Raw genomic sequence first — 18,922 nt, forward strand, 5'->3', positions numbered from 1 at the left:
CCGCGCGCTCGAAGAAAAGCGCTCGAAAGCCGGAGCGCGCGCCGCCTACCCTCGGCCCATGTCCCACGTGAAGACCGCGTACGTCTGCCTGCCGTGCAGGGCCTCGTACAAGCAGCCGTACGACCGGTCACGCGCCCGTGTCTGTCCACGCTGTGCCGAGCCGCTGATCCACGTCGGTTCGGCCTTCGCCGCGCCGAAGCGGAGGGATACCGCGGCCTGGCGGACGCTCTCGGTCCTGCTGCACGCGGGCATCCGCTTCCACAAGAACTGCTGCTTCGGCGGGCCGGGCTACCGGCCCCGCACACTCGGCGAGGTCCGGGAGCGCATGGCGTACGCCGAGACCACCGGGGAGCCATTCGCCAAAGCCCTCGTCCGGCGCGAGCTCCCCGAGCTCCCCTGAAGCAAGGCCATCTTTTAGCGGACAATCCGTCACGGACCTAATTGTTACGCTGGTGAGCATGACCGCCATGACTCCCGCCCGTACGGAACCGGACCTCTCCTTCCTCCTGGACCACACCAGCCACGTCCTGCGCACCCAGATGTCGGCAGCCCTGGCCGAGATCGGGCTGACCTCGCGCATGCACTGCGTCCTGGTCCACGCCCTGGAAGAGGAGCGCACCCAGATCCAGCTCGCCGAGATCGGCGACATGGACAAGACCACGATGGTGGTGACCGTGGACGCCCTGGAGGCCGCCGGTCTCGCCGAGCGCCGCCCCTCCAGCCGTGACCGGCGCGCCCGGATCATCGCGGTCACCGAGAAGGGCGCCCAACTGGCCGTCCGGAGCCAGGCCATCGCCGACCGGGTACACAAGGACGCGCTCAGCGCGCTTCCCGAGGATGACCGGACAGCGCTCCTCCGAGCGCTCAACCAGCTGACCGCCGGCCACCTGGCCACCCCGGCGGAGAACCCCGGCCCGGTCAGGCGCGCCCGCCAGAGCAAGAGGTAGGCGAGGGCGGGGGCGGAGGCGGGGCGGAGGCGAATGGAGAGCAGGACCGAGAGAGATAGTCTGCAACAAAACCATCTGCTACGGTTCCTCGTGTCGACCCAACCGACAGGAGACGACCGATGCCTGCCACCGCACCGTCCATACCCTCCGCACCGCCCAGCCCTTCCCCCTCCCCCACACCCGCGCCCACGCTCCGCACCCGCAGGCTCGCTCTCGGAGTGATCGCCACCGGGATGCTGATGATCGTGCTCGACGGTTCGATCGTGACCGTGGCGATGCCCGCCATCCAGAGCGACCTGGGGTTCACCCCCGCCGGCCTCAGCTGGGTGGTCAACGCCTACCTGATCGCGTTCGGCAGCCTGCTGCTGCTCGCCGGACGGCTCGGCGACCTGATCGGCCGCAAGCGCATGTTCGTGGCCGGCACCGCCGTGTTCACCGCGGCCTCCCTGCTGGCCGGGGCCGCCGCGTCGCCCGCCGTACTGATCGCCGCCCGCTTCCTCCAGGGCGTCGGCAGCGCGATGGCCTCCGCGGTCGGCCTGGGCATCCTCATCACCCTCTTCACCGACCCCCGCGAACGCGCCAGGGCCATCGCCGTGTTCTCCTTCACCGGCGCGGCGGGCGCGTCCATCGGCCAGGTACTCGGCGGCGTCCTCACCGATGCCCTCGACTGGCACTGGATCTTCTTCATCAACCTGCCGATCGGACTCGCCGCCCTCGCGCTCGCCCTGCGCGTCCTGCCCGCCGACCGCGGCCTCGGACTGGCGGCGGGAGCCGATCTCCTCGGCGCGCTCCTCGTCACCTCCGGCCTGATGCTCGGCATCTACACGGTCGTCAAGGTCGAGGAGTACGGCTGGACTTCAGCCCCCACACTCGGTCTCGGAGCACTCGCGCTCGCCCTGCTCGCCGCCTTCGTCGTCCGCCAGGCCACAGCCCGTACCCCGCTCATGCCGCTGCGCATCTTCCGGTCCCGCGCCGTCTCCGGGGCCAACCTGGTCCAGGTGCTGATGGTGGCCGCGCTGTTCTCGTTCCAGATCCTCGTGGCCCTCTACCTCCAGAACGTCCTCGGGTACGGCGCCGCCGAGACCGGACTGGCCATGCTTCCGGCCGCCGCGGTCATCGGAGCCGTATCGCTGGGCGTCTCCGCCCGTCTGAACGCCCGTTTCGGTGAGCGCGGCGTCCTGCTGGCCGGGATCGTGCTGCTGATCGGCGCGCTCGGGCTCCTCACCCGCCTTCCCACGCAGGCGAATTACGTCACCGACCTGCTGCCCGTGATGCTTCTCGCCGCGGGCTTCGGACTCGCGCTCCCGGCCCTGACGACACTCGGCATGTCCGGCGCGGGGGACGAGGACGCCGGGCTCGCCTCGGGGCTCTTCAACACCACGCAGCAGATCGGCATGGCACTCGGCGTCGCTGTGCTCTCCACCCTGGCGGCCACCCGCACCGACAGCCTCCGGGCAGCCGGCCACACCCGGGCCGAGGCCCTGACCGGCGGCTACCACCTGGCCTTCGGCGTCGGTACGGGACTGCTCGTCACCGCCTTCGCCGTCGCGCTCCTCGTACTGCGCCGCCCCACGACCGACGCCTGACCCTCCCGTTACGAACGTAAGGAACCATCGCCATGAACGCAGCGAACACCACGACCGAGCCGACCGACACGGACATAAAGGCGGACGAGAAGCCGGCGAGCGGGCCCGCGCCCCGCGTGCTCACCGGGCCCGAGCTGTCCCGGCTGCTGCGCGAGCAGCAGTTCGGGGTCCTCGCCAACGTCCGGAGCACGGGGCATCCCCACCTGTCGACCGTCCTCTACCACTGGGACGAAGAGGCCCGCGTCGTGCGAGTCTCCACCACCGACGAGCGGCTCAAGTCCCGTCTGGTACGCCGCAATTCGCGCACCGCCCTCCATGTCCAGGGCCCCGACATCTGGTCCTTCGCGGTGGCCGAGGGCGAGGCCGAGGTCTCGGAGGTGACCACCGAACCCGGCGATGCGATCGGACGTGAGCTGCTGTCCCTGACGCCCGGTTTCGAGAATCCGGCGGACGAGGCGGCGTTCCTGGAGCAGTTGGTCGCGGAGCGCCGTGTGGTGATCCGTATCCGGGTGTCCCGCCTGTACGGAACGGCCCTGGACATCCCGTCGCCCGAGTGAGCGCAACCGGGCCCGTGCATACTCGACGGCTCAGCCACGAAGCAGGACACGAAACAGGATGGGACGGAGATCTGCGATGCCCGCGAAGTACGTGCTTTTCGACGTCGACGGAACCCTCGTCGACGCGCTCGCCAACCAGCGCCGCGTCTGGGGCACTTGGGCGCGCCGGCACGGGCTCGACCCCGACGAGGTCTACCGGACGGCCCTGCGCACCCGCCCGATGGAGACGTTCGCCGAGGTCGCGCCCGGCCTGGACCCCGCCGCGTGTCTGGCCCTGCTGCACGAGTTGGAGGACGAGGACGTCCTGACCGGCCACTACACGGCCTTCGAGGGCGCCGCGGACCTGCTGGCAGCCCTGCCCGCCGGGTCGTGGGCCCTGGTGACGTCCAACTACGAGCACCGGGTGCGGGGCAGGTTCTCCCGTACGGGGCTGCCGATGCCGGACGTGATCGTGGACGCGGCCTCGGTCGAGGAGGGCAAGCCGTCCCCCGTGCCGTATCTGCTGGCGGCCGAGCGGCTGGGCGCCCGGCCCGAGGACTGCCTGGTCATCGAGGACGCCCCGTCCGGCGTCCTCGCGGGACTGCGGGCCGGGATGACCGTCTGGTCGGTGAACGCGCCGCTCGCCACGGCCGGCGCCCACCGGCACTTCACCGGCCTGCGCGAGGCGGCACGCGACATCGTCGGCTTCGTGACCGGCCCGGACTTCGTGACCGGCCCGGACTTCGTGACCGGCCCCGACTTCGAGACCGACCGCCCCTTCGACGCGGTGCTCTGCGACCTCGACAACGTGATCCGCTTCTACGACACGACGCACCTGGCCGCCCTGGAGCGCGCCGCGGGCCTCGCCGAGGGCACGACCATGGAGGTCGCCTACTCCCCCGAGGTCGACCTGCCGCTGCTCCTCGGCCGGATCACCCCTGATGAGTGGGTCGGGACCATCGTCCCCCGCCTCGCAGGCTGGGTGACCGAACCGCAGGCGTACGAACTGGGGCACGCGCTCGCCCAGGCGCCGTTCCGGGCGGACGAGGCGGTGGTGGCGTTGTTGCGCCGGGTGCGGGAGCGGGTGCCGCTGGTCCTGGTCACCAACGCGTCCGTCCAGCTGGAGGAGGACCTCACCGCGTTGGGCATCGACGACCTGGCCGACCACGTGGTCAGCAGCGCCCGGGAGGGCGTCGCCAAGCCGGACCGGGCCATCTACGAGACGGCGGCGGCCCGCGCGGGGGTGCCGGTGAACCGGTGCCTGTTCGTGGACGACCGGCAGGAGAACGTCGACGCGGCCGTCGCGCTGGGCATGACCGGCGTCCTCTACCGCGAACTCGCCCACCTGTACGCCCCGTTGAGCGCGCTGCTGGCGGACGGCGGCGGCCAGGAGGAGGCGGCGTGACCGACCACGTGCTGTCCGGGGGCATGGCCGACTCGCCACGCACCGGTAGGCGTTCGCCGCCACCCTGACCGCGAGCCCTTAACCCAGCCCCTGCCCCAAGCCCGACCTCAGCTGCACAAAGGCCAGCTCCGCGGCCTCCACCGCGCCCGGGTACACCTGGTCCGCGCTCTCCCCGGCGTCGATCCGCCGCCAGTTCTCCTCGGCCAGGATGCGCAGGACAGCGACGATCTGCCCCGCGGCGAGCCGTGCCGCGACCCCGTCGCCCAGGGCCCGGGCGAGTGCCGCCTCCGAGCGGCCCTGGTACGCGTACATCCGGGCGACCAGCGCGGGCGTGCCGTACAGCAGGCGGTGGAAGGCGAGGACGTGCGGGTTGTCGCAGAGGCCGGTCACCGGGTCGCGGCCCGTCAGCCCGGCGAGGAAGTGGCGGTGCAGCGCGTCCAGCGGCGATTCGCCGTCCGCGCGGCCGGCGACGACCCGGGCGGCCTCGTCCTCGTGGTCGGCGAACCGGTGCAGTACGAGGTCTTCCTTGGCCGGGAAGTACCGGAACAGCGTCGGCTTGGAGATATCGGCGGCGGCCGCCACCTCCGCCACCGAGACCTTGTCGAAGCCCCGTTCCAGGAACATCGCGATCGCGGCGTCGGAGACCGCCTGATAGGTGAGTTGTTTCTTGCGCTCACGCAGACCGACCGGCGCGTGCGCCGCCGCCCCGGACCTGGACTTCTCTCCACTCATGACTGCTTAGCCTACGCCCTTGACCTCAAGTGGACTTGACGTCCCAGAGTGGTCCCCAGGGCGCCGGAACGACCGGCCGCCGGCACGGGAGAGGCGTGATCCGTATGCGTGTGGCACTGGCTCAGGAGTTCGGTGGCCCGGAGGTTCTGGTCGCGGCGGAGCGCCCGGACCCGGTCGCGGCACCGGGCGAGGTGCTGATCGATGTGGCGTACGTCGACACGATCTTCGTGGAGACCCAGATCCGCTCCGGCAACTTCAACGAGGTGTTCCCGGTCCAGGTGCCGTACGTCCCCGGCGGCGGCGTCGCCGGCACGGTGCGTACCGCCGGTGAAGGCGTCGACGCCTCCTGGACCGGGCGCCGGGTGATCGCCTCGGTGGGCTTCTCCGGCGGTTACGCGGAGCGGGCCACGGTCCCCGCCGAGCTGCTGGCGCCTGTACCGGACGCGCTCGGGCTGCGTGAGGCGGCGGCGCTCGTCCACGACGGTGTGACGGCCCTCGCCCTGCTGGAGTCGACGGCCCCGAAGCCGGGTGAACGGGTCCTGGTCCTCGGCGCGTCGGGCGGCATGGGGACCCTGCTGGTCCAGCTGGCACACGCGGCGGGCACCCATGTGGTGGCGGTGGCGCGCGGCGAGCGGAAGACCGCTCTGGTACGGGAGTTGGGCGCCGACACGGTGATCGACGGGGCGGCGGCGGACTGGGTGGAGCAGACCCGTGCGGCCCTCGCCGAGGCGGGCGGCCCGGCCGATGTGGTGCTGGACGGCGTCGGGGGCCAGGTGGGCCTGGCGGCCCTGCCGCTGGTGGCGGACGGCGGGCGGTTCTCCGCGCACGGGGCGCCGACCGGCGGGTTCGCACCCGTGGACCCGGAGGAGGCGGCGCGGCGCTCGATCACCCTGCTCGGCATCGGGGACGTACAGCTGTCGGACGCGGAGCACGTACGGCTGGCCGGTCTGGCGCTCGCGGAGGCCGCCGCCGGGCGGCTGCGGTCGGTGATCGGGGAGGTGTTCCCGCTGGAGGACGCGGGGCGGGCGCATGCGGCGATCGAGGCGCGCAGCCTGCTCGGCAAGGCGCTGCTCACCACACGGACCGGCTGAGCGGCCCGCTTTCAGGTCCCGCCCTCCGCCCGCCGCCGCTGGACGAGCACGTCGATGCCGTCCAGGAGCCGGGCCAGGCCGAAGGTGAACTCGTAGTCCGGCTCGGCGGGCTCGCTCAGCACACCGGCCTCCAGCAGCCGTGAGAGCGCCGGATGCCGTACGGGGTCGACGAGCCGGTTCAGGGTGTGTTCCCACGCGGCCATCACGTCCCGCGCGGGGACGCCCCGCGCCTCGACGGCCGCGGCGAGGTCGCTCATCAGCAGCGCCTCGTTCCGTACGAAACCGGAGACGAGGAGGATGACGGAGATCTTGTCGCCCTCGTGGAGGCCGCTGCCGTCCAGCGCCTGGAGTCCCTGGTCCCACCAGGCGACCGAGTTGGGGCTCGCGGGCGGGCCCGCGATCGGGATGCGGAGCATCCAGAGGTTGCGGTGGAACACCTCGCGCTGCGACCCGGCCCACTGGCTGATCGCCTCGCGCCAGCCCGCCCCCGTCTCCAGGGCGGGCAGCGGGGCGGGCGGGCCCATGGCCGCCTCCTGCATCAGGACGTAGAGCTCGTCCTTGGCGGAGACGTACCGGTAGAGCGCCATGGTCGACGCCCCCAGATCCTTGGCGACCCGGCCCATGGAGACGGCGGACAGCCCCTCCGTCGTCGCCACCGCCGTGGCGGCGGCGACGATGCGGTCCAGGGTCAGCCCCGGCTTCGGTCCCTTGACCGGGCGCTCGCGCAGCCCCCAGGCGGCCTCGATGCTGGCCGGCAGGCCCGTACCGCCCGGCGTGCCGTTCTTCTCAACCACCTGGACCCCACCTTCCCTTGACCACCATCCTAGATATGCGTAATGCTTACGCAATAACGCGTACGCCATACGCAGAAGGAGACCGGTCGTGAGCGGGAGCGATAGCGATACGAAGGCGCCGCCCGGCACGATCGAGGCATACGGCCTCACCAAGTCCTACGGGAAGCCGGCCGTACGCATCCTCGCCACGCTCACCGAGGCCGACTCGGGCACTGCCCGCGTCGCCGGGTACGACATCGCCACCGAGCGAGGCAAGGTCCGCCGGGCGATCAGCCTGACCGGCCAGTTCGCCGCCGTCGACGAGACCCAGACCGGCGAGGAGAACCTGCGCATGATGGCCCGCCTGACCGGCCTCTCACGCACCGAGGCCTGGCGCCGCGCGGACGAACTCCTCGTACGCTTCGGCCTCACCGACGCGGCCCGCCGCCTCGTCCGTACGTACTCCGGAGGCATGCGCCGCCGCCTCGACCTGGCAGCCGGGCTCGTCGGCTCAGCCGTACCTGCACGTTGACCTCCGGTCGCCATTCATAGCTGTGCGCTCAGGAGTCACAACAGAACGCTACAACTTCGCACCATCAAGCGGGAGTTGCCGATCCTGTCAGAACATGTCCGGGCACCAAGCCCGCCGACCCGCACGGAACACCGCATCGGCCTCCGCCGCCGCGCCCGCACGGCTCTCCTCGATCCGGCCGAGGTCCACCAGCCGGAGAACCGATTCGTCGCCCAGGTACAGCGTCCCCAACTCCCGTACGTCCAGGGTCAGATCGGCGCTCTCCGTCGTCGGTACGCAGGTGGCGCCCGACGGGGAGGCGTCCAGGCGGAAGCGGCCTGCGGTGAGGCCCGTCGTGTCCTGGACGTCCAGGACCAGGGTTGCTTCGGTCGCGTAGGTGCGGGCCTCCAGCGCACGGGTGACGTCCAGGATCCTCAGCCACAGCCAGTCCGCCTGGGTCACGATGCGGGCGGCGCGGGGGTCCGGGAGGAGCAGGGGCAGCAGGTCGTCGGGGGCGCGGTAGCCCGAGCGGACCGTGGTGATCCAGTCGATCGAGCAGACGAACTGCCACAGCGCCCGCTCCGCCGCCGGGGTCGCCGCGATCAGGTGCTTCACCGTCGCCTTGTTCAACGGCTGCTTCGCGTCGCCCCAGTTGTCGTCGGCCCGATACGCGACCAGCCCGTCGACCTCGCCGTCCGCCGAGCGGTAGACCGCGTAGAACGGGTCCGTCCACCCGTCGGACTCCGGCACGCCGACGCCCGTGCCGAGCTGCCACCAGCGCTCGTCGCGGCTGATCACTCCGGGCGTACGCGCCGCCAGCCGGTCATGGAGTGCGGGGCCGATCTTGCGTACCTCCGCGCCGTCCACCAGGTCGATCCGGCCGCCGTCCGCCGCCGAAGGGACCGGGCGGCGCGGGTCCAGGCCGGCGCGGGTGACGTCGATCTCCCACTCCGTCGTCCACGTCGCCGGACCGAAGCCGTACCGCCCGTAGATCGGATACTCCGCCGCGATCAGCGAGGCGACCACATCGCCCCGCTCCTTCGCCGCCGACAGATCCGCCGCCATCATCCGGCCGAGCAGTCCGCGGCGGCGGTGCGTGGGCGTCACCGTCACCCCGCAGATCGCATCGGCTTGCACGGTGGCACCGCCAACGACGGTCAGCTCCTGGGCGAACGACCGGAAGGTCGCCACACACCGCTCGCCGTCGAAGACACCACGCACCCGGCTCAGATCGGTATGGGCCAGACGTCCCTTGATCTCGCCCTCCGCCGGCGCCGCCGAGCGCAGAAATCCGGTTCCCACGGCCCGCAGCCACTCGGGGTAGTCGGCCTCGGAGACGGTGCGGAGATCAAGGTTCATGCGGCCACGCTAACCACAGCCCCGCCGGAATGTCTCGTGCATTGACGCCCTGCCCGGACCAACGCCCGGACCAGCGCCCGGCCGTCAGAACGCCGCGCGGATTTCGCCCACTTCGGCGCTGCCGCCCAGCAGCGGCGCCCGGCCGATCCGGGAGACCACCGGGGAGTCGATGCCCAGCAGTTCCAGCGAGCGGGCCAGCACCGGACCCAGCGCGCGCGTCGCACCGTCGTCGATCTTGAAGGCCAGGGCCCTGCCGTCCGCGAGGGCCACCGCCTGGACCGCCTCCGCACCCATCTTCGAGAGCGTGCCCGGCACCTCCCGCATCAGCCAGGTGTCGGGGCGCCGCGTCCCCGCGACGTACTCGGGGTGGGCGCGCATCGCATCCGCTACCCGTCGCTCCGCCGTGCCCGGCTCGGCCAGGACGAAGGACCGGAACGCGCGCGCCAGGCCCACCAGACCGATCGCCATCAGCGGGGCCCCGCAGCCGTCCGTGCCGACCGAGGCGACCGGCTCGCCCGCCGCCTCCTCGACCACCTGGTGCACCAGCTGCTGGAGCGGGTGCGCCGGGTCGAGATAGCTCGCCGTGTCCCAGCCGTTCTGTACGCAGACCGCGAGCATCGCCGTGTGCTTGCCGGAACAGTTCATCGTGAGCCGCTCCCGGACCTGCCCGGAGGCGAGGTACGACTCGGCCTCGACAGCGTCCAGCGGCAGATCCGGCGGGGTCTGCAGATCGTCGGGCGTCAGTCCGTGCTCGGCGAGCATCTTGCGTACGAGATCGAGGTGGAAGCCCTCCCCCGAGTGGCTCGCCGCGGCCAGCGCCAGCCGCTCCCCGCCGAGATCCAGTCCGGCCCGCAGGATCGCGGCGGCCTGCATCGGCTTGTTGGAGGAGCGCGGGAAGACGGGCGCGGCCGGGTCCCCCAGCGCGTACTCCACACTCCCGTCGGCGGCCAGCACCACCAGCGACCCCCGGTGGAGGCCCTCGACGAAACCGGACCGTACGACCTCGGCCAGGACGGGCCGGGCGGGGGCTATGGCGGGCGAGGGGGCGGCGCTGGAGGTCATGGTGGCCTTCCGGGGGACGGGCGGGTGACCCGCCCCCGGAAGGATTGCCTCAGGCGAGCAGGTCGTCTACTTGTGCTTCCCCGTCACGGTACCTGCGTGCGATCTCCGCGCTGCAATCGTCGGCGGTGCGCTGGAGGCGGTGACGGCGCCGGGAGACCTGCTGCTCGTAGCGGACGAGCCGCCCCATGGCGGTGTGCAGCTCGTCGTCCGTCCGGGCGTCGAGGTCGGACAGCTCCACGTCGGCGAGCGTCTCCGCGGCCAGTTGCCGGTACTCGTCGCTGCGCGGCGTCGTGAGGGTGACGTGCCGGGCGGACGACCGGTGCAGCGACGGGGCGTCGGCGAGGATCTCCGAGAGCCGGTCGACCACCGGGGTCTCCGGGTCCCGGCGGCGGGCCAGCTCGGCCTTGAGGATGTCGATGCGGCCCTGGACGAGCCTGCGTACGTAACTGAGGTCGGCCTCGTCGCGCTGCGCGTTCTTGCGGAGCGTGCGCAGCTCCGGCAGGCGCAGGCCGCGGAACTCGGGCTGGGCGCGCACCGCGGACAGCCCCTCCCCCGCGCCGGGCACGACGGACGCGCCGGGCACGGCGGACTGTTCGGGTACGGACGTGGGTCCGGACACGGGCAGGGTCGTCGCCGCCGGGCCCGTCCCATGGACCGCGCCCTGCTGTCCCGGCTGTCCTGGCTGTCCTGGACCCTGTGGGACACCGGTCCGCTGTACGGGTGGCCGCATGATGCCGGTACGGGTCGTCGGTACGGCACCGGGTGACTGCCCGGCTCCATATGTACTCATGCTGTTCCGTCCCCTCGACCGGTGCGTCGGCAACACCGGCACGTGCATGGTGCCACCCCACATGCTTCCCACGCAGGTGCTCTGTACCCGTTCAGCCCAAGATAGGTTGGTCTGTATGCGTGCAGTGGTGCAGAGAGTGGACGGCGCGTCCGTCACCGTGGCCGGCGCCACGGACGGCCCGTCGGGGACCGGAGTGGTCGGCGAGATCGTCGGCGAGGGCCTGTGTGTGCTGGTGGGGGTCACCCATGGGGACACTCCGGAGAAGGCGGCACAACTCGCCCGGAAGCTGTGGAGCGTACGCATCCTGGAGGGCGAGAAGTCCTGTTCCGATGTGAATGCGCCGCTTTTGGTCATCTCGCAGTTCACCCTCTACGGGGACGCCAGGAAGGGCCGCAGGCCCACCTGGAACGCCGCCGCGCCCGGGGAGATCGCCGAGCCTCTGGTCGACGAGGTGGTGGCGCAGTTGCGGGCGCTGGGCGCGCAGGTGGAGACGGGCCGGTTCGGAGCGGACATGCGCGTCTCGCTCACGAACCACGGCCCGTTCACCGTACTGATCGAGGTGTAGCAGCGGCGGTGGACACCGACGCGTAGGAGAACTACGGCTCGACGACCGTCTCCTGGGCCGCCGCCGTGTTCCCCGCCATCAGTTCCGCGTCCACGGCCACATTCCGCTTCACCAGGGCCAGCGCGATGGGGCCCAGCTCGTGGTGGCGGGCCGATGTGGTGATGAAGCCGAGCTGACGGCCCTCGGGACCGTCCGCGGCCAGCCGTACCGGCGTTCCGTGACCGGGCAGCAGCACCTCGCTGCCGTCCAGGTGCAGGAAGACCAGGCGGCGCGGCGGCTTCCCCAGGTTGTGGACGCGCGCGACCGTCTCCTGACCGCGGTAGCAGCCCTTCTGGAGGTGGACGGCGGAACCGATCCAGCCCAGCTCGTGCGGGATGGTGCGGTGGTCGGTCTCGAAGCCGACGCGCGGCCGGTGGGACTCGATGCGCAGCGCCTCGTACGCGAGGATGCCGGCCGCCGGGCCGTGCGCCGCGGCGTACGTCTCCAGGTCGGCGCGGGGCAGGAAGAGGTCCCGGCCGTGCGGCGTCTCCCGTACGGCCACGCCCTCGGGGACCTCGGCGATGGAACCGGCCGGCAGATGCACGACGGCGAAGCTGTCGGTGCGGTCGGCGACCTCGACCCGGTAGAAGAACTTCATCGACTCCAGATAGGCGATGAGCTCGCCCTGCGTATCCGGTTCGACGTGCATCCACACGGTGTCGCCGTCGTCGACGAGGTACAGGGCGTGCTCGATGTGCCCGTTCGCGGAGAGGATCAGGGCCTCGGTGGCCTGGCCGGGCGCGAGATCGCTGACGTGCTGGGTGAGCAGCAGGTGCAGCCAGGCGAGCCGGTCGTCGCCGGTGACCGTGACGATTCCGCGGTGGGACAGGTCCACGAAGCCGGTGCCGTCGGCGAGGGCGCGTTGCTCGCGGAACAGGTCACCGTAGTGCCCGGCGACACCTTCGTCGCGGCCTTCGGCGGGGACGGCGCCGGGCAGGGACAGCAAGGGGCTCTTCATGCGCCCAGCCTACGGCCCGGGGGCAAACGCCCGCCCGTGACCTAGGGCCTCTCGTTTGGATCATGCCGGGCTCGCGGGGCCTGATCCAAACGAAAGACCCTAGACGTCCTCAGTCCCCGGCCGGGCCCGGCTGTCCGGCGGCCTTCGCCACGCAGTCCGCGCAGCGGCCGAAGATCGCGAAGTGCTTCATGTCCGTCTCGAAGCCGAAGGTGTCCCGCAGCTTGGCGGTGAAGTCGTCGACGACGCCGACGTCGGCCTCGATGACGTTCGTACAGTCCCGGCAGACCAGGTGGATGTGGTGGTGGCGGTCCGCCAGGTGGTACGTGGGAGCGCCGTGGCCCAGATGGGCGTGGCTGACCAGGCCGAGCTCCTCGAGCAGCTCCAGGGTCCGGTAGACGGTGGAGATGTTCACGCCGGACGCGGTCCTGCGTACCTCGGAGAGGATGCCGTCGGGCGTCGCGTGCTCCAGCGCGTCGACCGCCTCCAGGACAAGCTGACGCTGCGGCGTCAGCCGGTAGCCACGCTGCCGAAGATCGGTCTTCCAGTCGGTGCTCACCACAGGCCCAGTGTAGGCGGCGGTGAGCACCGGCCCCAGGTTCTGCGCCGTTCCGTCTACTTGAAGAAGGCGATGCCGTCGTCCGGCATGTCACCGAGGCTCTTCGCCATCTCGGCGACCTCCTCCGGCGTGACGACCTTCTTCAGGTGCGCCGACATGTAGGGGCGCAGCTCGACGTCGGGGGTGGCCTTCTCGCCGACCCACATCAGGTCGCTGTTCACATAGCCGTAGAGCCGCTTGCCACCGCTGTACGGGCCGGAGGCCGCGGTACGGGCCACCGCGTCGGTGACCAGGTCGATCTGCGGCTTCTTGTCGGCGAGCTCGCCGTACCAGATCTCGACGATGCCCTGGTCACGGACCATGACGGCCTCGACCTTGCGGTCCTTGTCGACACGCCAGTAGCCGGACTCGCTCTCCAGCGGGCGGACCTTGTTGCCCTCGTCATCGAGCACCCAGGAGTGCGAGACGTACTCCAGGAAGTCCCGGCCGTCGTGGGTGAAGGAGACTTCCTGGCCGAAGTTGCACTTCTCGGCGCCGGGGAAGTCGGACACGCCCGCGCCCGTCCAGTTGCCGAGGAGGAAGACCAGCGGCACCAGGTCCGGATGGAGGTCGGACGGAATCTCGATCATGAGCTGCTCAGACCATCTGTGAGGGAGAGGCGGAGTTCGGCGAGGTTCAGCGCTGGCCCTGGTAGAGCTTCTTCACGGTCAGACCGGCGAAGGCGAGCACGCCGACACACACCAGGATCAGCAGGGCGGAGAAGAATGCCTCAAGCACGGGAGCTCCTCGGAACGAACGATGTGGCCGCAGTACGGGGCCGGGCCCCAGCCTAATGGGTTGGGGCCCGGCCTTCTCGTCCAGGTCCTCAGCCGAGCAGCTGGTTCTGCAGGATCACCGATTGGTGGAACGGAATCCGCTCGGTGGCCGCTCTACCGTCCCTGGAGTGCACGATCAGGGCGACGGTGTCCCCGGCGACGGTGTACGCCTGGCGGACGTGCTCCTTGCCGAACGGCTTCTTCTCGCTGAACACGTACGACACGGTGTTGTGCACCCGGCCCGAGCTCTTCCAGCTCTCGTCGAACTCCGCGTCCGGCGCCGTGGCGAGCGACAGGCCCGCGCTCGCGCCGACGTGGAGGTCGTCGCGGAACTCTTCGGCGTACGCGGTCGAGTTGAACCGAAGCAGATAGATCCGGGACTCGGTGCCGTCCGGCATCGTCCAGCCGCGCGCCGCGATGTGCCGCAGCGCGGAGTCGCGGAGCGTCCGGGTGATGTCGGCGCGCTTGTCGGCCTGGTACTCGGACGCGTACTGCGCGGTTGTCACCCAGCCGCCGGTCAGCTTCTTGTCCGGCGTGGCTCCGGCAGGGACGGGCAGCAGCAGCTTCCGCAGGTCCGCGTGGTGCACCCCGGCGACATTGCCGTACGAGAGGGCTCTCGGCGCCCCGGACGGCAGGGCGGGCAGGGACAGCTCCGGGTAGTCCCAGCGGCCGTCGCCCTCGGTCGCGAGACCGGGGACGTCGGTGCGCTCCATGGATGCGATGCCGTACGCCGTCCCGGTACCGAGGCCACCGCACACCAGCACGGCGGCGGTCCAGCGGGCGACGGCGCGCAGCACACGGCGCGGTGGGCGGGCGGCTGCAACCGGTTCGGCCTGGACAGCCGGGGCCGGCGGTGCGGGCGGTGCCGGTGGTGCGGGCGGTGCCGGTGGTGCGGGTGGTGCCGGCGCTTCGGTCGGTGCAGGTGCTTCGGCCGGGGCCGGCTGCTCGGTCGGCTCGGTCGGCTCGGTCGGCTCGGTCGGCTCGGTCGGCTCGGTCGGCTCGGTCATATGTACTCCCCCGGGGACGCGATGTGGTCCAGCTGGTCCTTGACCACGTCCGCGACGGCGCCTGCGTCGAACGGCTCGCTGCCCGTGGCCGCGACAATCAGGAGCACCCCGCCGTCGTACGCGGCGCAGTGCATGCCGTCGAGGTCGCTCTTGCTGTCCTTGGGCATCCGGAAGCACGTGGCGTGCTTGTGGCCCCTGATCTTCGGACCGTCGCGGAAGACGCCGACGGCATCCATCAGCCCGGTCCTGAAGGTGTACATGTCGCGGACGGCCTTGCGGTCCTTCATCTTCACGATCTGCGTCTCCACGACGAGGTCGTCGGTGTCGGCGACGTACGAACGCCGCGCGAGGCCCTGGATGTCATACCGGTCGATCCGCTTCTCCAGCTCGCGGCGCTGCTTGCCGGCGAGCCCGCGGCCGGACTCCTTCATCGCCGCCGCGGCCTTCCTGCCGCTCGTCTCGCTGTCGTTGCCGTCGGCGCCCATGTCGGGGCCGAGCCGGTAACCGGAGGGGACGGGCAGCAGCAGCTTGCTCAGCTCGGTGACGGCGCGGCCCCGGGGCGGATCGCCCGCCGGGTCCTTGGCCGGCTCACGGTCCGGCTTCTGCCAGACGGCTGTGGTGACGGTCCGGTCGGCCCCGTCCACGGTGGTCTTCGTGTACGCGGCCGCGCCGCCGATCGCACCGAGCACCAGCACGAAGGGCAGGACCCCGAGGACCACCCGGCGGGCCCTTCCGGGCCGTGCGGGAGCGTCGGCCGGGGCGGGTGTGACAGCCGGATCAGGTGTCGCGGCCGGGGCGGGTGTGGTGTCGTCGTTCACAGGCGCTCCAGCTGTCGCTCGGCCAGCGTGCGGATGTCCTTCTTGGCGACCGGCTTGGTGTCGTAAATGTCGATCTCCATCATCACGTCGCCCCGCTGGGCGACGGCGCGGGCACGGTAGAGCGGCAGATAGCCCGGCTCGTTCCTGACCGGGTAGAGGTAGTAGCGGCCGTTGCCGCTCCCCTTGATGGCGTGTCCCGCGTTGCCCGCGCCGTTCTCGCTGTCGTCCATGTAGGACAGCTGGCCCTCGGCGTGATCGAAGGCCCCCAGTTCCGTACCACTGCGGAACTGGACGAGCCGGATGCCGACCTCGCGCTGACCGCGCTCCCAGCTCGCACCCGCGACCCGGCGCAGGCCGGACGAGACGAGTTCCTCGTACATGTACGCCTCGTCCTCGAATTGCATGGCGTAGTCGTCCAGGCTCACCCAGCCGTCGCGGAGCGTCGGGTCCTCGAGGGTGTCCCAGCCGCCGGGCTTGGCGAGCACCAGCTTGCGCAGATCGCCGTCCGTCGCGACCTGACGGTCCTGCGAGGCGGGCAGTGGGTCCGGGACCCGGTCCGCGGGCAGCGGCTTCGCCGGATGGGCGAGGCCGGGCTGCGAGAGTGCGGTCAGGGGCGTCGGTGCACGCTCGGCCTGGATGCCGTATCCGGCGGCCGTACCGCCCGCGATACCGAGCAGCGCGGCAGCGGCGATCAGCAGTGTCGTGCGGCCTCGCGGGCGCGGGCGCGGCTGCGCGGCCGGGCCCGGAACGGCCGCGGGAATCAACGGCGGCTCGGACGGCCGCTCGGGCGGCGCTTCGGGCGGCACGGACGTGACCGCCTGCGCGGCCTGCCCGGCCTGCGCGTCGGAAATGGTGTCGTTCAGTTCCAAAAGGGGTCCCCCCACGAGACCTGAGGCGCAGATTCCGTTACCTGCGCACACAACTGACCCACAGGTACCGGCGGAGGTTGCACGGCCGCCTATTACAGTTCGGCTATGCCGAAGAAGCTCGTGATCAAGGTGACCGCCGGGGCCGATTCTCCCGAGCGCTGCTCGCAGGCGTTCACCGTGGCGGCCGTGGCCGTCGCCAGTGGCGTGGAGGTCTCGCTCTGGCTGACCGGCGAATCCGCCTGGTTCGCCCTGCCGGGGCGCGCCGCCGAGTTCGAGCTGCCGCACGCCGCCCCGCTGCCCGACCTGGTCGAGGCGGTCCGGGCGGGCGGCCTGATCACCCTGTGCTCGCAGTGCGCGGCGCGGCGCGACATCTCCGAGAAGGACGTCCTGGAAGGCGTACGGATCGCGGGCGCGCAGGTCTTCGTGCAGGAGATCATGGCGGACGGTGTCCAGGCGCTCGTCTACTGAGCCTCCTGCTGATCCCCGTCCTCTACGGGCGGCGCTTCTTGCCGTCGAGTTCGTCCCACCACTCGTCGGACTTCTGGTCACCGGAGGGGTCGTCCCACCAACGGTCCTCCGGTCCGCGCCGGTTGGCGACCATCGCCGCGATCGGCGGGATGACCATCGCGACGACGCACATGCCGACAGCGACCGGAATCGACCAGAGGCGCACGAACGCCCAGGCGGAGACGAAGAGGACGATGCATCCGCCCATCATCAGGAAATAGGCGCGGCGGCGCCGTGCGTACATACCTCCAGCGTAGGACCGAACGGCGCGAAGGGCCGCACCCCTGCTCAGGTGGCGTCCAACCCCCTGGGGTGCGGCCCTCCGGCCGGTCATGCGCTACGGGTCACACAGCGATGGCGACCTCGGCGAGGCCCCCGGTCTGTGCGACGACCGTGCGGTCCGCGCTGCCGCCCGGGACGAGGGCGCGGAGCGTCCAGGTGCCCTCGGCCGCGTAGAAGCGGAACTGTCCGGTCGCCGAGGTCGGGACCTCGGCGGTGAACTCGCCGGTCGAGTCCAGCAGGCGGACATAACCGGTGACGGGCTCGCCGTCACGGGTCACGCTGCCCTGGATGGTGGTCTCACCGGGCTTGATCGTCGAGGCGTCGGGGCCGCCGGCCTGTGCTCCACACATGGTGTTCTGTCCTTCTGGTCGGGTGTCGTGCTGGTCGGTGGTCCGCAGGCTTACTTGTTGGCGCCGAGCTCGATCGGCACACCCACGAGGGAGCCGTACTCGGTCCACGAACCGTCGTAGTTCTTGACGTTCGCCTGGCCGAGCAGCTCGTGCAGCACGAACCAGGTGAGCGCGGAACGCTCACCGATGCGGCAGTACGCGATGGTGTCCTTCGCCAGGTCGACCTGCTCGGCCTCGTAGAGGGCCTTGAGCGCGTCGTCCGACTTGAAGGTGCCGTCGTCGTTGGCGTTCTTCGACCACGGGATGTTGCGGGCGCTCGGCACGTGGCCGGGGCGCTGCGACTGCTCCTGCGGGAGGTGCGCCGGGGCGAGCAGCTTGCCGCTGAACTCGTCGGGCGACCGGACGTCGACCAGGTTCAGGCTGCCGATCGCCTTCACGACGTCGTCGCGGTAGGCACGGATCGACTCGTCCTGCGGCTTGGCCTTGTACGCGGTGGCCGGGCGGGACGGGATCTGGTCGCCGTCGACGAGGTCGCGGGAGTCGAGCTCCCACTTCTTGCGGCCGCCGTCGAGGAGCTTGACGTCCTGGTGGCCGTAGAGCTTGAAGTACCAGAAGGCGTAGGACGCGAACCAGTTGTTGTTGCCGCCGTAGAGGACAACCGTGGTGTCGTTGCCGATGCCCTTGTCGGACAGGAGCTTCTCGAAGCCGGCCTGGTCGACGAAGTCACGGCGTACCGGGTCCTGGAGGTCCTTGGTCCAGTCGATCCGGATCGCGTTCTTGATGTGGTTTTTCTCGTACGCCGAGGTGTCCTCGTCGACCTCGACGATGGCAACCTTCGGGTCGTCGATGTGGGCCTCGACCCAGTCGGCGTCTACCAGGACGTCTGCGCGGCTCATGTGTTTCTCCTCCGGGGCAGTCTGCGGCGGGGTGGTGCGATGTGCGGGGTGTACACGCGGATGCACGGCGGCGGTGCGTGTACGGAGGCACGGGGCGGGCCCTGACAACGGTCGAAGGGCCGGGGGAAACGGGAGGCGATCCCGCTCAGAAGGTGCGACAGAGCATGGCGGCGACGCGGCACAGGTCTACTGCCCGCCGCTTCGTGAGATCCGCCTGTCGCTTCATGGGTCCGATCGTAGGGACGTACGGGTGGAGATGTCACCGTCGTGTCGGATGGTGAGACACGATCGTCCGTGATACGAGACGGGGCCCGAGTCCCGCCCGGCGGAGAGCCGCCGCCGGGAGGTCCGCGCACGTCAGCCACCCGAGGGCCGGACGGGTCCGTCTCAGTATGTGGACGAGCGGAGTATGGCAGGGTCTGCGGCGGTATGCGCGTAGCTGGTAGCGGTAGGTCAGGGGCCGGCGTC

General features: G+C 71.0%; 23 protein-coding genes and 2 pseudogenes. 10 read left to right on the forward strand and 15 right to left on the reverse strand.

Annotated features, from left to right (window positions below):
- Nucleotides 1-58: 58 nt before the first annotated feature.
- The 6 genes and pseudogenes from ACFT7S_RS30205 to ACFT7S_RS30230 all read left to right on the forward strand — a co-directional run bounded on the left by ACFT7S_RS30205 (nucleotide 59) and on the right by ACFT7S_RS30230 (nucleotide 4,474).
- Nucleotides 59-400 (forward strand): deoxyxylulose-5-phosphate synthase, encoded by a 342-nt coding sequence (locus ACFT7S_RS30205; RefSeq protein WP_382737314.1) that lies wholly within the window; start codon nucleotides 59-61, stop codon nucleotides 398-400.
- A 58-nt stretch (nucleotides 401-458) separates the two neighbouring features.
- A complete protein-coding gene (locus ACFT7S_RS30210) occupies nucleotides 459-947 on the forward strand; it encodes a MarR family winged helix-turn-helix transcriptional regulator (RefSeq protein WP_382737316.1) in 489 nt (162 codons plus the stop codon).
- Nucleotides 948-1,066: 119 nt separating this feature from the next.
- Nucleotides 1,067-2,533 carry an MFS transporter gene (locus ACFT7S_RS30215; RefSeq protein ID WP_382737318.1) on the forward strand — a complete coding sequence of 489 codons (1,467 nt, stop codon included), beginning with the start codon at nucleotides 1,067-1,069 and terminating at the stop codon, nucleotides 2,531-2,533.
- A 32-nt stretch (nucleotides 2,534-2,565) separates the two neighbouring features.
- On the forward strand, nucleotides 2,566-3,090 hold the full coding sequence (locus tag ACFT7S_RS30220) for a TIGR03618 family F420-dependent PPOX class oxidoreductase (protein WP_382737319.1): 525 nt from the start codon (nucleotides 2,566-2,568) through the stop codon (nucleotides 3,088-3,090).
- A 58-nt stretch (nucleotides 3,091-3,148) separates the two neighbouring features.
- A pseudogene (locus ACFT7S_RS30225) lies at nucleotides 3,149-3,787 on the forward strand (HAD family hydrolase); the annotation flags it as partial.
- Nucleotides 3,788-3,856: 69 nt separating this feature from the next.
- Nucleotides 3,857-4,474 (forward strand): HAD family hydrolase, encoded by a 618-nt coding sequence (locus tag ACFT7S_RS30230; protein ID WP_382737365.1) that lies wholly within the window; start codon nucleotides 3,857-3,859, stop codon nucleotides 4,472-4,474.
- Between the two features lie 78 nt (nucleotides 4,475-4,552).
- Here the strand turns inward: ACFT7S_RS30230 and ACFT7S_RS30235 are convergent, their stop codons facing one another.
- Complete coding sequence (locus tag ACFT7S_RS30235; RefSeq protein ID WP_382737321.1) at nucleotides 4,553-5,206, reverse strand: TetR family transcriptional regulator; 654 nt, start codon at nucleotides 5,204-5,206, stop codon at nucleotides 4,553-4,555.
- Nucleotides 5,207-5,310: 104 nt separating this feature from the next.
- On the opposite strand from ACFT7S_RS30235, the gene ACFT7S_RS30240 reads away from it, so the two are divergent.
- A complete protein-coding gene (locus tag ACFT7S_RS30240; protein WP_382737366.1) occupies nucleotides 5,311-6,297 on the forward strand; it encodes a zinc-binding dehydrogenase in 987 nt (328 codons plus the stop codon).
- Nucleotides 6,298-6,308: 11 nt separating this feature from the next.
- Here ACFT7S_RS30240 and ACFT7S_RS30245 read toward each other — a convergent pair whose 3' ends face one another.
- A complete protein-coding gene (locus tag ACFT7S_RS30245; RefSeq protein ID WP_382737323.1) occupies nucleotides 6,309-7,091 on the reverse strand; it encodes a TetR/AcrR family transcriptional regulator in 783 nt (260 codons plus the stop codon).
- Between the two features lie 88 nt (nucleotides 7,092-7,179).
- On the opposite strand from ACFT7S_RS30245, the pseudogene ACFT7S_RS30250 reads away from it, so the two are divergent.
- Nucleotides 7,180-7,593 (forward strand): annotated as a pseudogene (locus ACFT7S_RS30250) (ATP-binding cassette domain-containing protein); the annotation flags it as partial.
- A 96-nt stretch (nucleotides 7,594-7,689) separates the two neighbouring features.
- Here the strand turns inward: ACFT7S_RS30250 and ACFT7S_RS30255 are convergent.
- The 3 genes from ACFT7S_RS30255 to ACFT7S_RS30265 all read right to left on the reverse strand — a co-directional run bounded on the left by ACFT7S_RS30255 (nucleotide 7,690) and on the right by ACFT7S_RS30265 (nucleotide 10,792).
- Nucleotides 7,690-8,940, reverse strand: coding sequence for a GNAT family N-acetyltransferase (locus ACFT7S_RS30255; RefSeq protein WP_382737325.1), 1,251 nt, complete (start codon nucleotides 8,938-8,940; stop codon nucleotides 7,690-7,692).
- An 84-nt stretch (nucleotides 8,941-9,024) separates the two neighbouring features.
- On the reverse strand, nucleotides 9,025-10,002 hold the full coding sequence (locus ACFT7S_RS30260; protein ID WP_382737327.1) for an asparaginase: 978 nt from the start codon (nucleotides 10,000-10,002) through the stop codon (nucleotides 9,025-9,027).
- Between the two features lie 49 nt (nucleotides 10,003-10,051).
- A complete protein-coding gene (locus ACFT7S_RS30265) occupies nucleotides 10,052-10,792 on the reverse strand; it encodes an ABC transporter substrate-binding protein (protein WP_382737329.1) in 741 nt (246 codons plus the stop codon).
- A gap of 115 nt (nucleotides 10,793-10,907) precedes the next feature.
- On the opposite strand from ACFT7S_RS30265, the gene dtd reads away from it, so the two are divergent.
- Entirely contained in the window at nucleotides 10,908-11,357 is a 450-nt protein-coding gene (gene dtd / locus ACFT7S_RS30270) for a D-aminoacyl-tRNA deacylase (RefSeq protein WP_382737331.1), read from the forward strand.
- 31 nt (nucleotides 11,358-11,388) lie between these two features.
- On the opposite strand, the gene ACFT7S_RS30275 is transcribed toward dtd, so the two are convergent.
- From ACFT7S_RS30275 to ACFT7S_RS30300, 6 genes are all read right to left on the reverse strand, one after another.
- Nucleotides 11,389-12,354 (reverse strand): YgfZ/GcvT domain-containing protein, encoded by a 966-nt coding sequence (locus ACFT7S_RS30275; protein WP_382737333.1) that lies wholly within the window; start codon nucleotides 12,352-12,354, stop codon nucleotides 11,389-11,391.
- 109 nt (nucleotides 12,355-12,463) lie between these two features.
- The gene (locus ACFT7S_RS30280; RefSeq protein ID WP_382737334.1) at nucleotides 12,464-12,913 is read right to left on the reverse strand and encodes a Fur family transcriptional regulator; all 450 of its coding nucleotides are present in this window, start codon (nucleotides 12,911-12,913) and stop codon (nucleotides 12,464-12,466) included.
- Between the two features lie 53 nt (nucleotides 12,914-12,966).
- Nucleotides 12,967-13,539, reverse strand: a complete 573-nt coding sequence (locus ACFT7S_RS30285) for an FABP family protein (protein ID WP_382737335.1) — start codon at nucleotides 13,537-13,539, stop codon at nucleotides 12,967-12,969.
- A 236-nt stretch (nucleotides 13,540-13,775) separates the two neighbouring features.
- Nucleotides 13,776-14,732, reverse strand: coding sequence for a hypothetical protein (locus tag ACFT7S_RS30290; RefSeq protein WP_382737337.1), 957 nt, complete (start codon nucleotides 14,730-14,732; stop codon nucleotides 13,776-13,778).
- Complete coding sequence (locus tag ACFT7S_RS30295; RefSeq protein WP_382737338.1) at nucleotides 14,729-15,550, reverse strand: hypothetical protein; 822 nt, start codon at nucleotides 15,548-15,550, stop codon at nucleotides 14,729-14,731. The genes ACFT7S_RS30290 and ACFT7S_RS30295 overlap by 4 nt, the downstream gene beginning before the upstream one ends.
- Nucleotides 15,547-16,419: a hypothetical protein gene (locus tag ACFT7S_RS30300; RefSeq protein WP_382737339.1), complete on the reverse strand. Its 873-nt coding sequence runs from the start codon at nucleotides 16,417-16,419 to the stop codon at nucleotides 15,547-15,549. Before ACFT7S_RS30300 ends, ACFT7S_RS30295 begins: the two co-directional genes overlap by 4 nt.
- A 105-nt stretch (nucleotides 16,420-16,524) precedes the next feature.
- On the opposite strand from ACFT7S_RS30300, the gene ACFT7S_RS30305 reads away from it, so the two are divergent.
- The gene (locus ACFT7S_RS30305; protein WP_382737340.1) at nucleotides 16,525-16,887 is read left to right on the forward strand and encodes a DsrE family protein; all 363 of its coding nucleotides are present in this window, start codon (nucleotides 16,525-16,527) and stop codon (nucleotides 16,885-16,887) included.
- A 22-nt stretch (nucleotides 16,888-16,909) separates the two neighbouring features.
- Here the strand turns inward: ACFT7S_RS30305 and ACFT7S_RS30310 are convergent, their stop codons facing one another.
- The 4 genes from ACFT7S_RS30310 to ACFT7S_RS30325 all read right to left on the reverse strand — a co-directional run bounded on the left by ACFT7S_RS30310 (nucleotide 16,910) and on the right by ACFT7S_RS30325 (nucleotide 18,680).
- Nucleotides 16,910-17,170: a DUF3099 domain-containing protein gene (locus ACFT7S_RS30310; RefSeq protein WP_382737341.1), complete on the reverse strand. Its 261-nt coding sequence runs from the start codon at nucleotides 17,168-17,170 to the stop codon at nucleotides 16,910-16,912.
- Nucleotides 17,171-17,270: 100 nt separating this feature from the next.
- Nucleotides 17,271-17,558, reverse strand: coding sequence for a DUF1416 domain-containing protein (locus ACFT7S_RS30315; RefSeq protein WP_097868095.1), 288 nt, complete (start codon nucleotides 17,556-17,558; stop codon nucleotides 17,271-17,273).
- A 50-nt stretch (nucleotides 17,559-17,608) separates the two neighbouring features.
- Nucleotides 17,609-18,454, reverse strand: a complete 846-nt coding sequence (locus ACFT7S_RS30320; protein ID WP_382737342.1) for a sulfurtransferase — start codon at nucleotides 18,452-18,454, stop codon at nucleotides 17,609-17,611.
- A 145-nt stretch (nucleotides 18,455-18,599) separates the two neighbouring features.
- Entirely contained in the window at nucleotides 18,600-18,680 is an 81-nt protein-coding gene (locus ACFT7S_RS30325) for a putative leader peptide (protein ID WP_350310325.1), read from the reverse strand.
- Between the last annotated feature and the right edge of the window lie 242 nt (nucleotides 18,681-18,922).

The sequence above is a fragment of the Streptomyces sp. NPDC057136 genome (assembly GCF_042670885.1).
GTDB lineage: Bacteria > Actinomycetota > Actinomycetes > Streptomycetales > Streptomycetaceae > Streptomyces.

What these genes read in the sequence shown, in the direction of transcription:
- ACFT7S_RS30240 (WP_382737366.1), top strand. Translation starts at nt 5,311, where the DNA reads ATGCGTGTGGCACTGGCTCAGGAGTTCGGTGGCCCGGAGGTTCTGGTC.
- ACFT7S_RS30210 (WP_382737316.1), top strand. Translation starts at nt 459, where the DNA reads ATGACCGCCATGACTCCCGCCCGTACGGAACCGGACCTCTCCTTCCTC.
- ACFT7S_RS30290 (WP_382737337.1), bottom strand. Translation starts at nt 14,732, where the DNA reads ATGACCGAGCCGACCGAGCCGACCGAGCCGACCGAGCCGACCGAGCCG.
- ACFT7S_RS30315 (WP_097868095.1), bottom strand. Translation starts at nt 17,558, where the DNA reads ATGTGTGGAGCACAGGCCGGCGGCCCCGACGCCTCGACGATCAAGCCC.
- ACFT7S_RS30235 (WP_382737321.1), bottom strand. Translation starts at nt 5,206, where the DNA reads ATGAGTGGAGAGAAGTCCAGGTCCGGGGCGGCGGCGCACGCGCCGGTC.
- ACFT7S_RS30285 (WP_382737335.1), bottom strand. Translation starts at nt 13,539, where the DNA reads ATGATCGAGATTCCGTCCGACCTCCATCCGGACCTGGTGCCGCTGGTC.
- ACFT7S_RS30305 (WP_382737340.1), top strand. Translation starts at nt 16,525, where the DNA reads ATGCCGAAGAAGCTCGTGATCAAGGTGACCGCCGGGGCCGATTCTCCC.
- dtd (WP_382737331.1), top strand. Translation starts at nt 10,908, where the DNA reads ATGCGTGCAGTGGTGCAGAGAGTGGACGGCGCGTCCGTCACCGTGGCC.
- ACFT7S_RS30320 (WP_382737342.1), bottom strand. Translation starts at nt 18,454, where the DNA reads ATGAGCCGCGCAGACGTCCTGGTAGACGCCGACTGGGTCGAGGCCCAC.
- ACFT7S_RS30260 (WP_382737327.1), bottom strand. Translation starts at nt 10,002, where the DNA reads ATGACCTCCAGCGCCGCCCCCTCGCCCGCCATAGCCCCCGCCCGGCCC.
- ACFT7S_RS30255 (WP_382737325.1), bottom strand. Translation starts at nt 8,940, where the DNA reads ATGAACCTTGATCTCCGCACCGTCTCCGAGGCCGACTACCCCGAGTGG.
- ACFT7S_RS30310 (WP_382737341.1), bottom strand. Translation starts at nt 17,170, where the DNA reads ATGTACGCACGGCGCCGCCGCGCCTATTTCCTGATGATGGGCGGATGC.
- ACFT7S_RS30265 (WP_382737329.1), bottom strand. Translation starts at nt 10,792, where the DNA reads ATGAGTACATATGGAGCCGGGCAGTCACCCGGTGCCGTACCGACGACC.
- ACFT7S_RS30325 (WP_350310325.1), bottom strand. Translation starts at nt 18,680, where the DNA reads ATGAAGCGACAGGCGGATCTCACGAAGCGGCGGGCAGTAGACCTGTGC.
- ACFT7S_RS30205 (WP_382737314.1), top strand. Translation starts at nt 59, where the DNA reads ATGTCCCACGTGAAGACCGCGTACGTCTGCCTGCCGTGCAGGGCCTCG.
- ACFT7S_RS30215 (WP_382737318.1), top strand. Translation starts at nt 1,067, where the DNA reads ATGCCTGCCACCGCACCGTCCATACCCTCCGCACCGCCCAGCCCTTCC.
- ACFT7S_RS30275 (WP_382737333.1), bottom strand. Translation starts at nt 12,354, where the DNA reads ATGAAGAGCCCCTTGCTGTCCCTGCCCGGCGCCGTCCCCGCCGAAGGC.
- ACFT7S_RS30220 (WP_382737319.1), top strand. Translation starts at nt 2,566, where the DNA reads ATGAACGCAGCGAACACCACGACCGAGCCGACCGACACGGACATAAAG.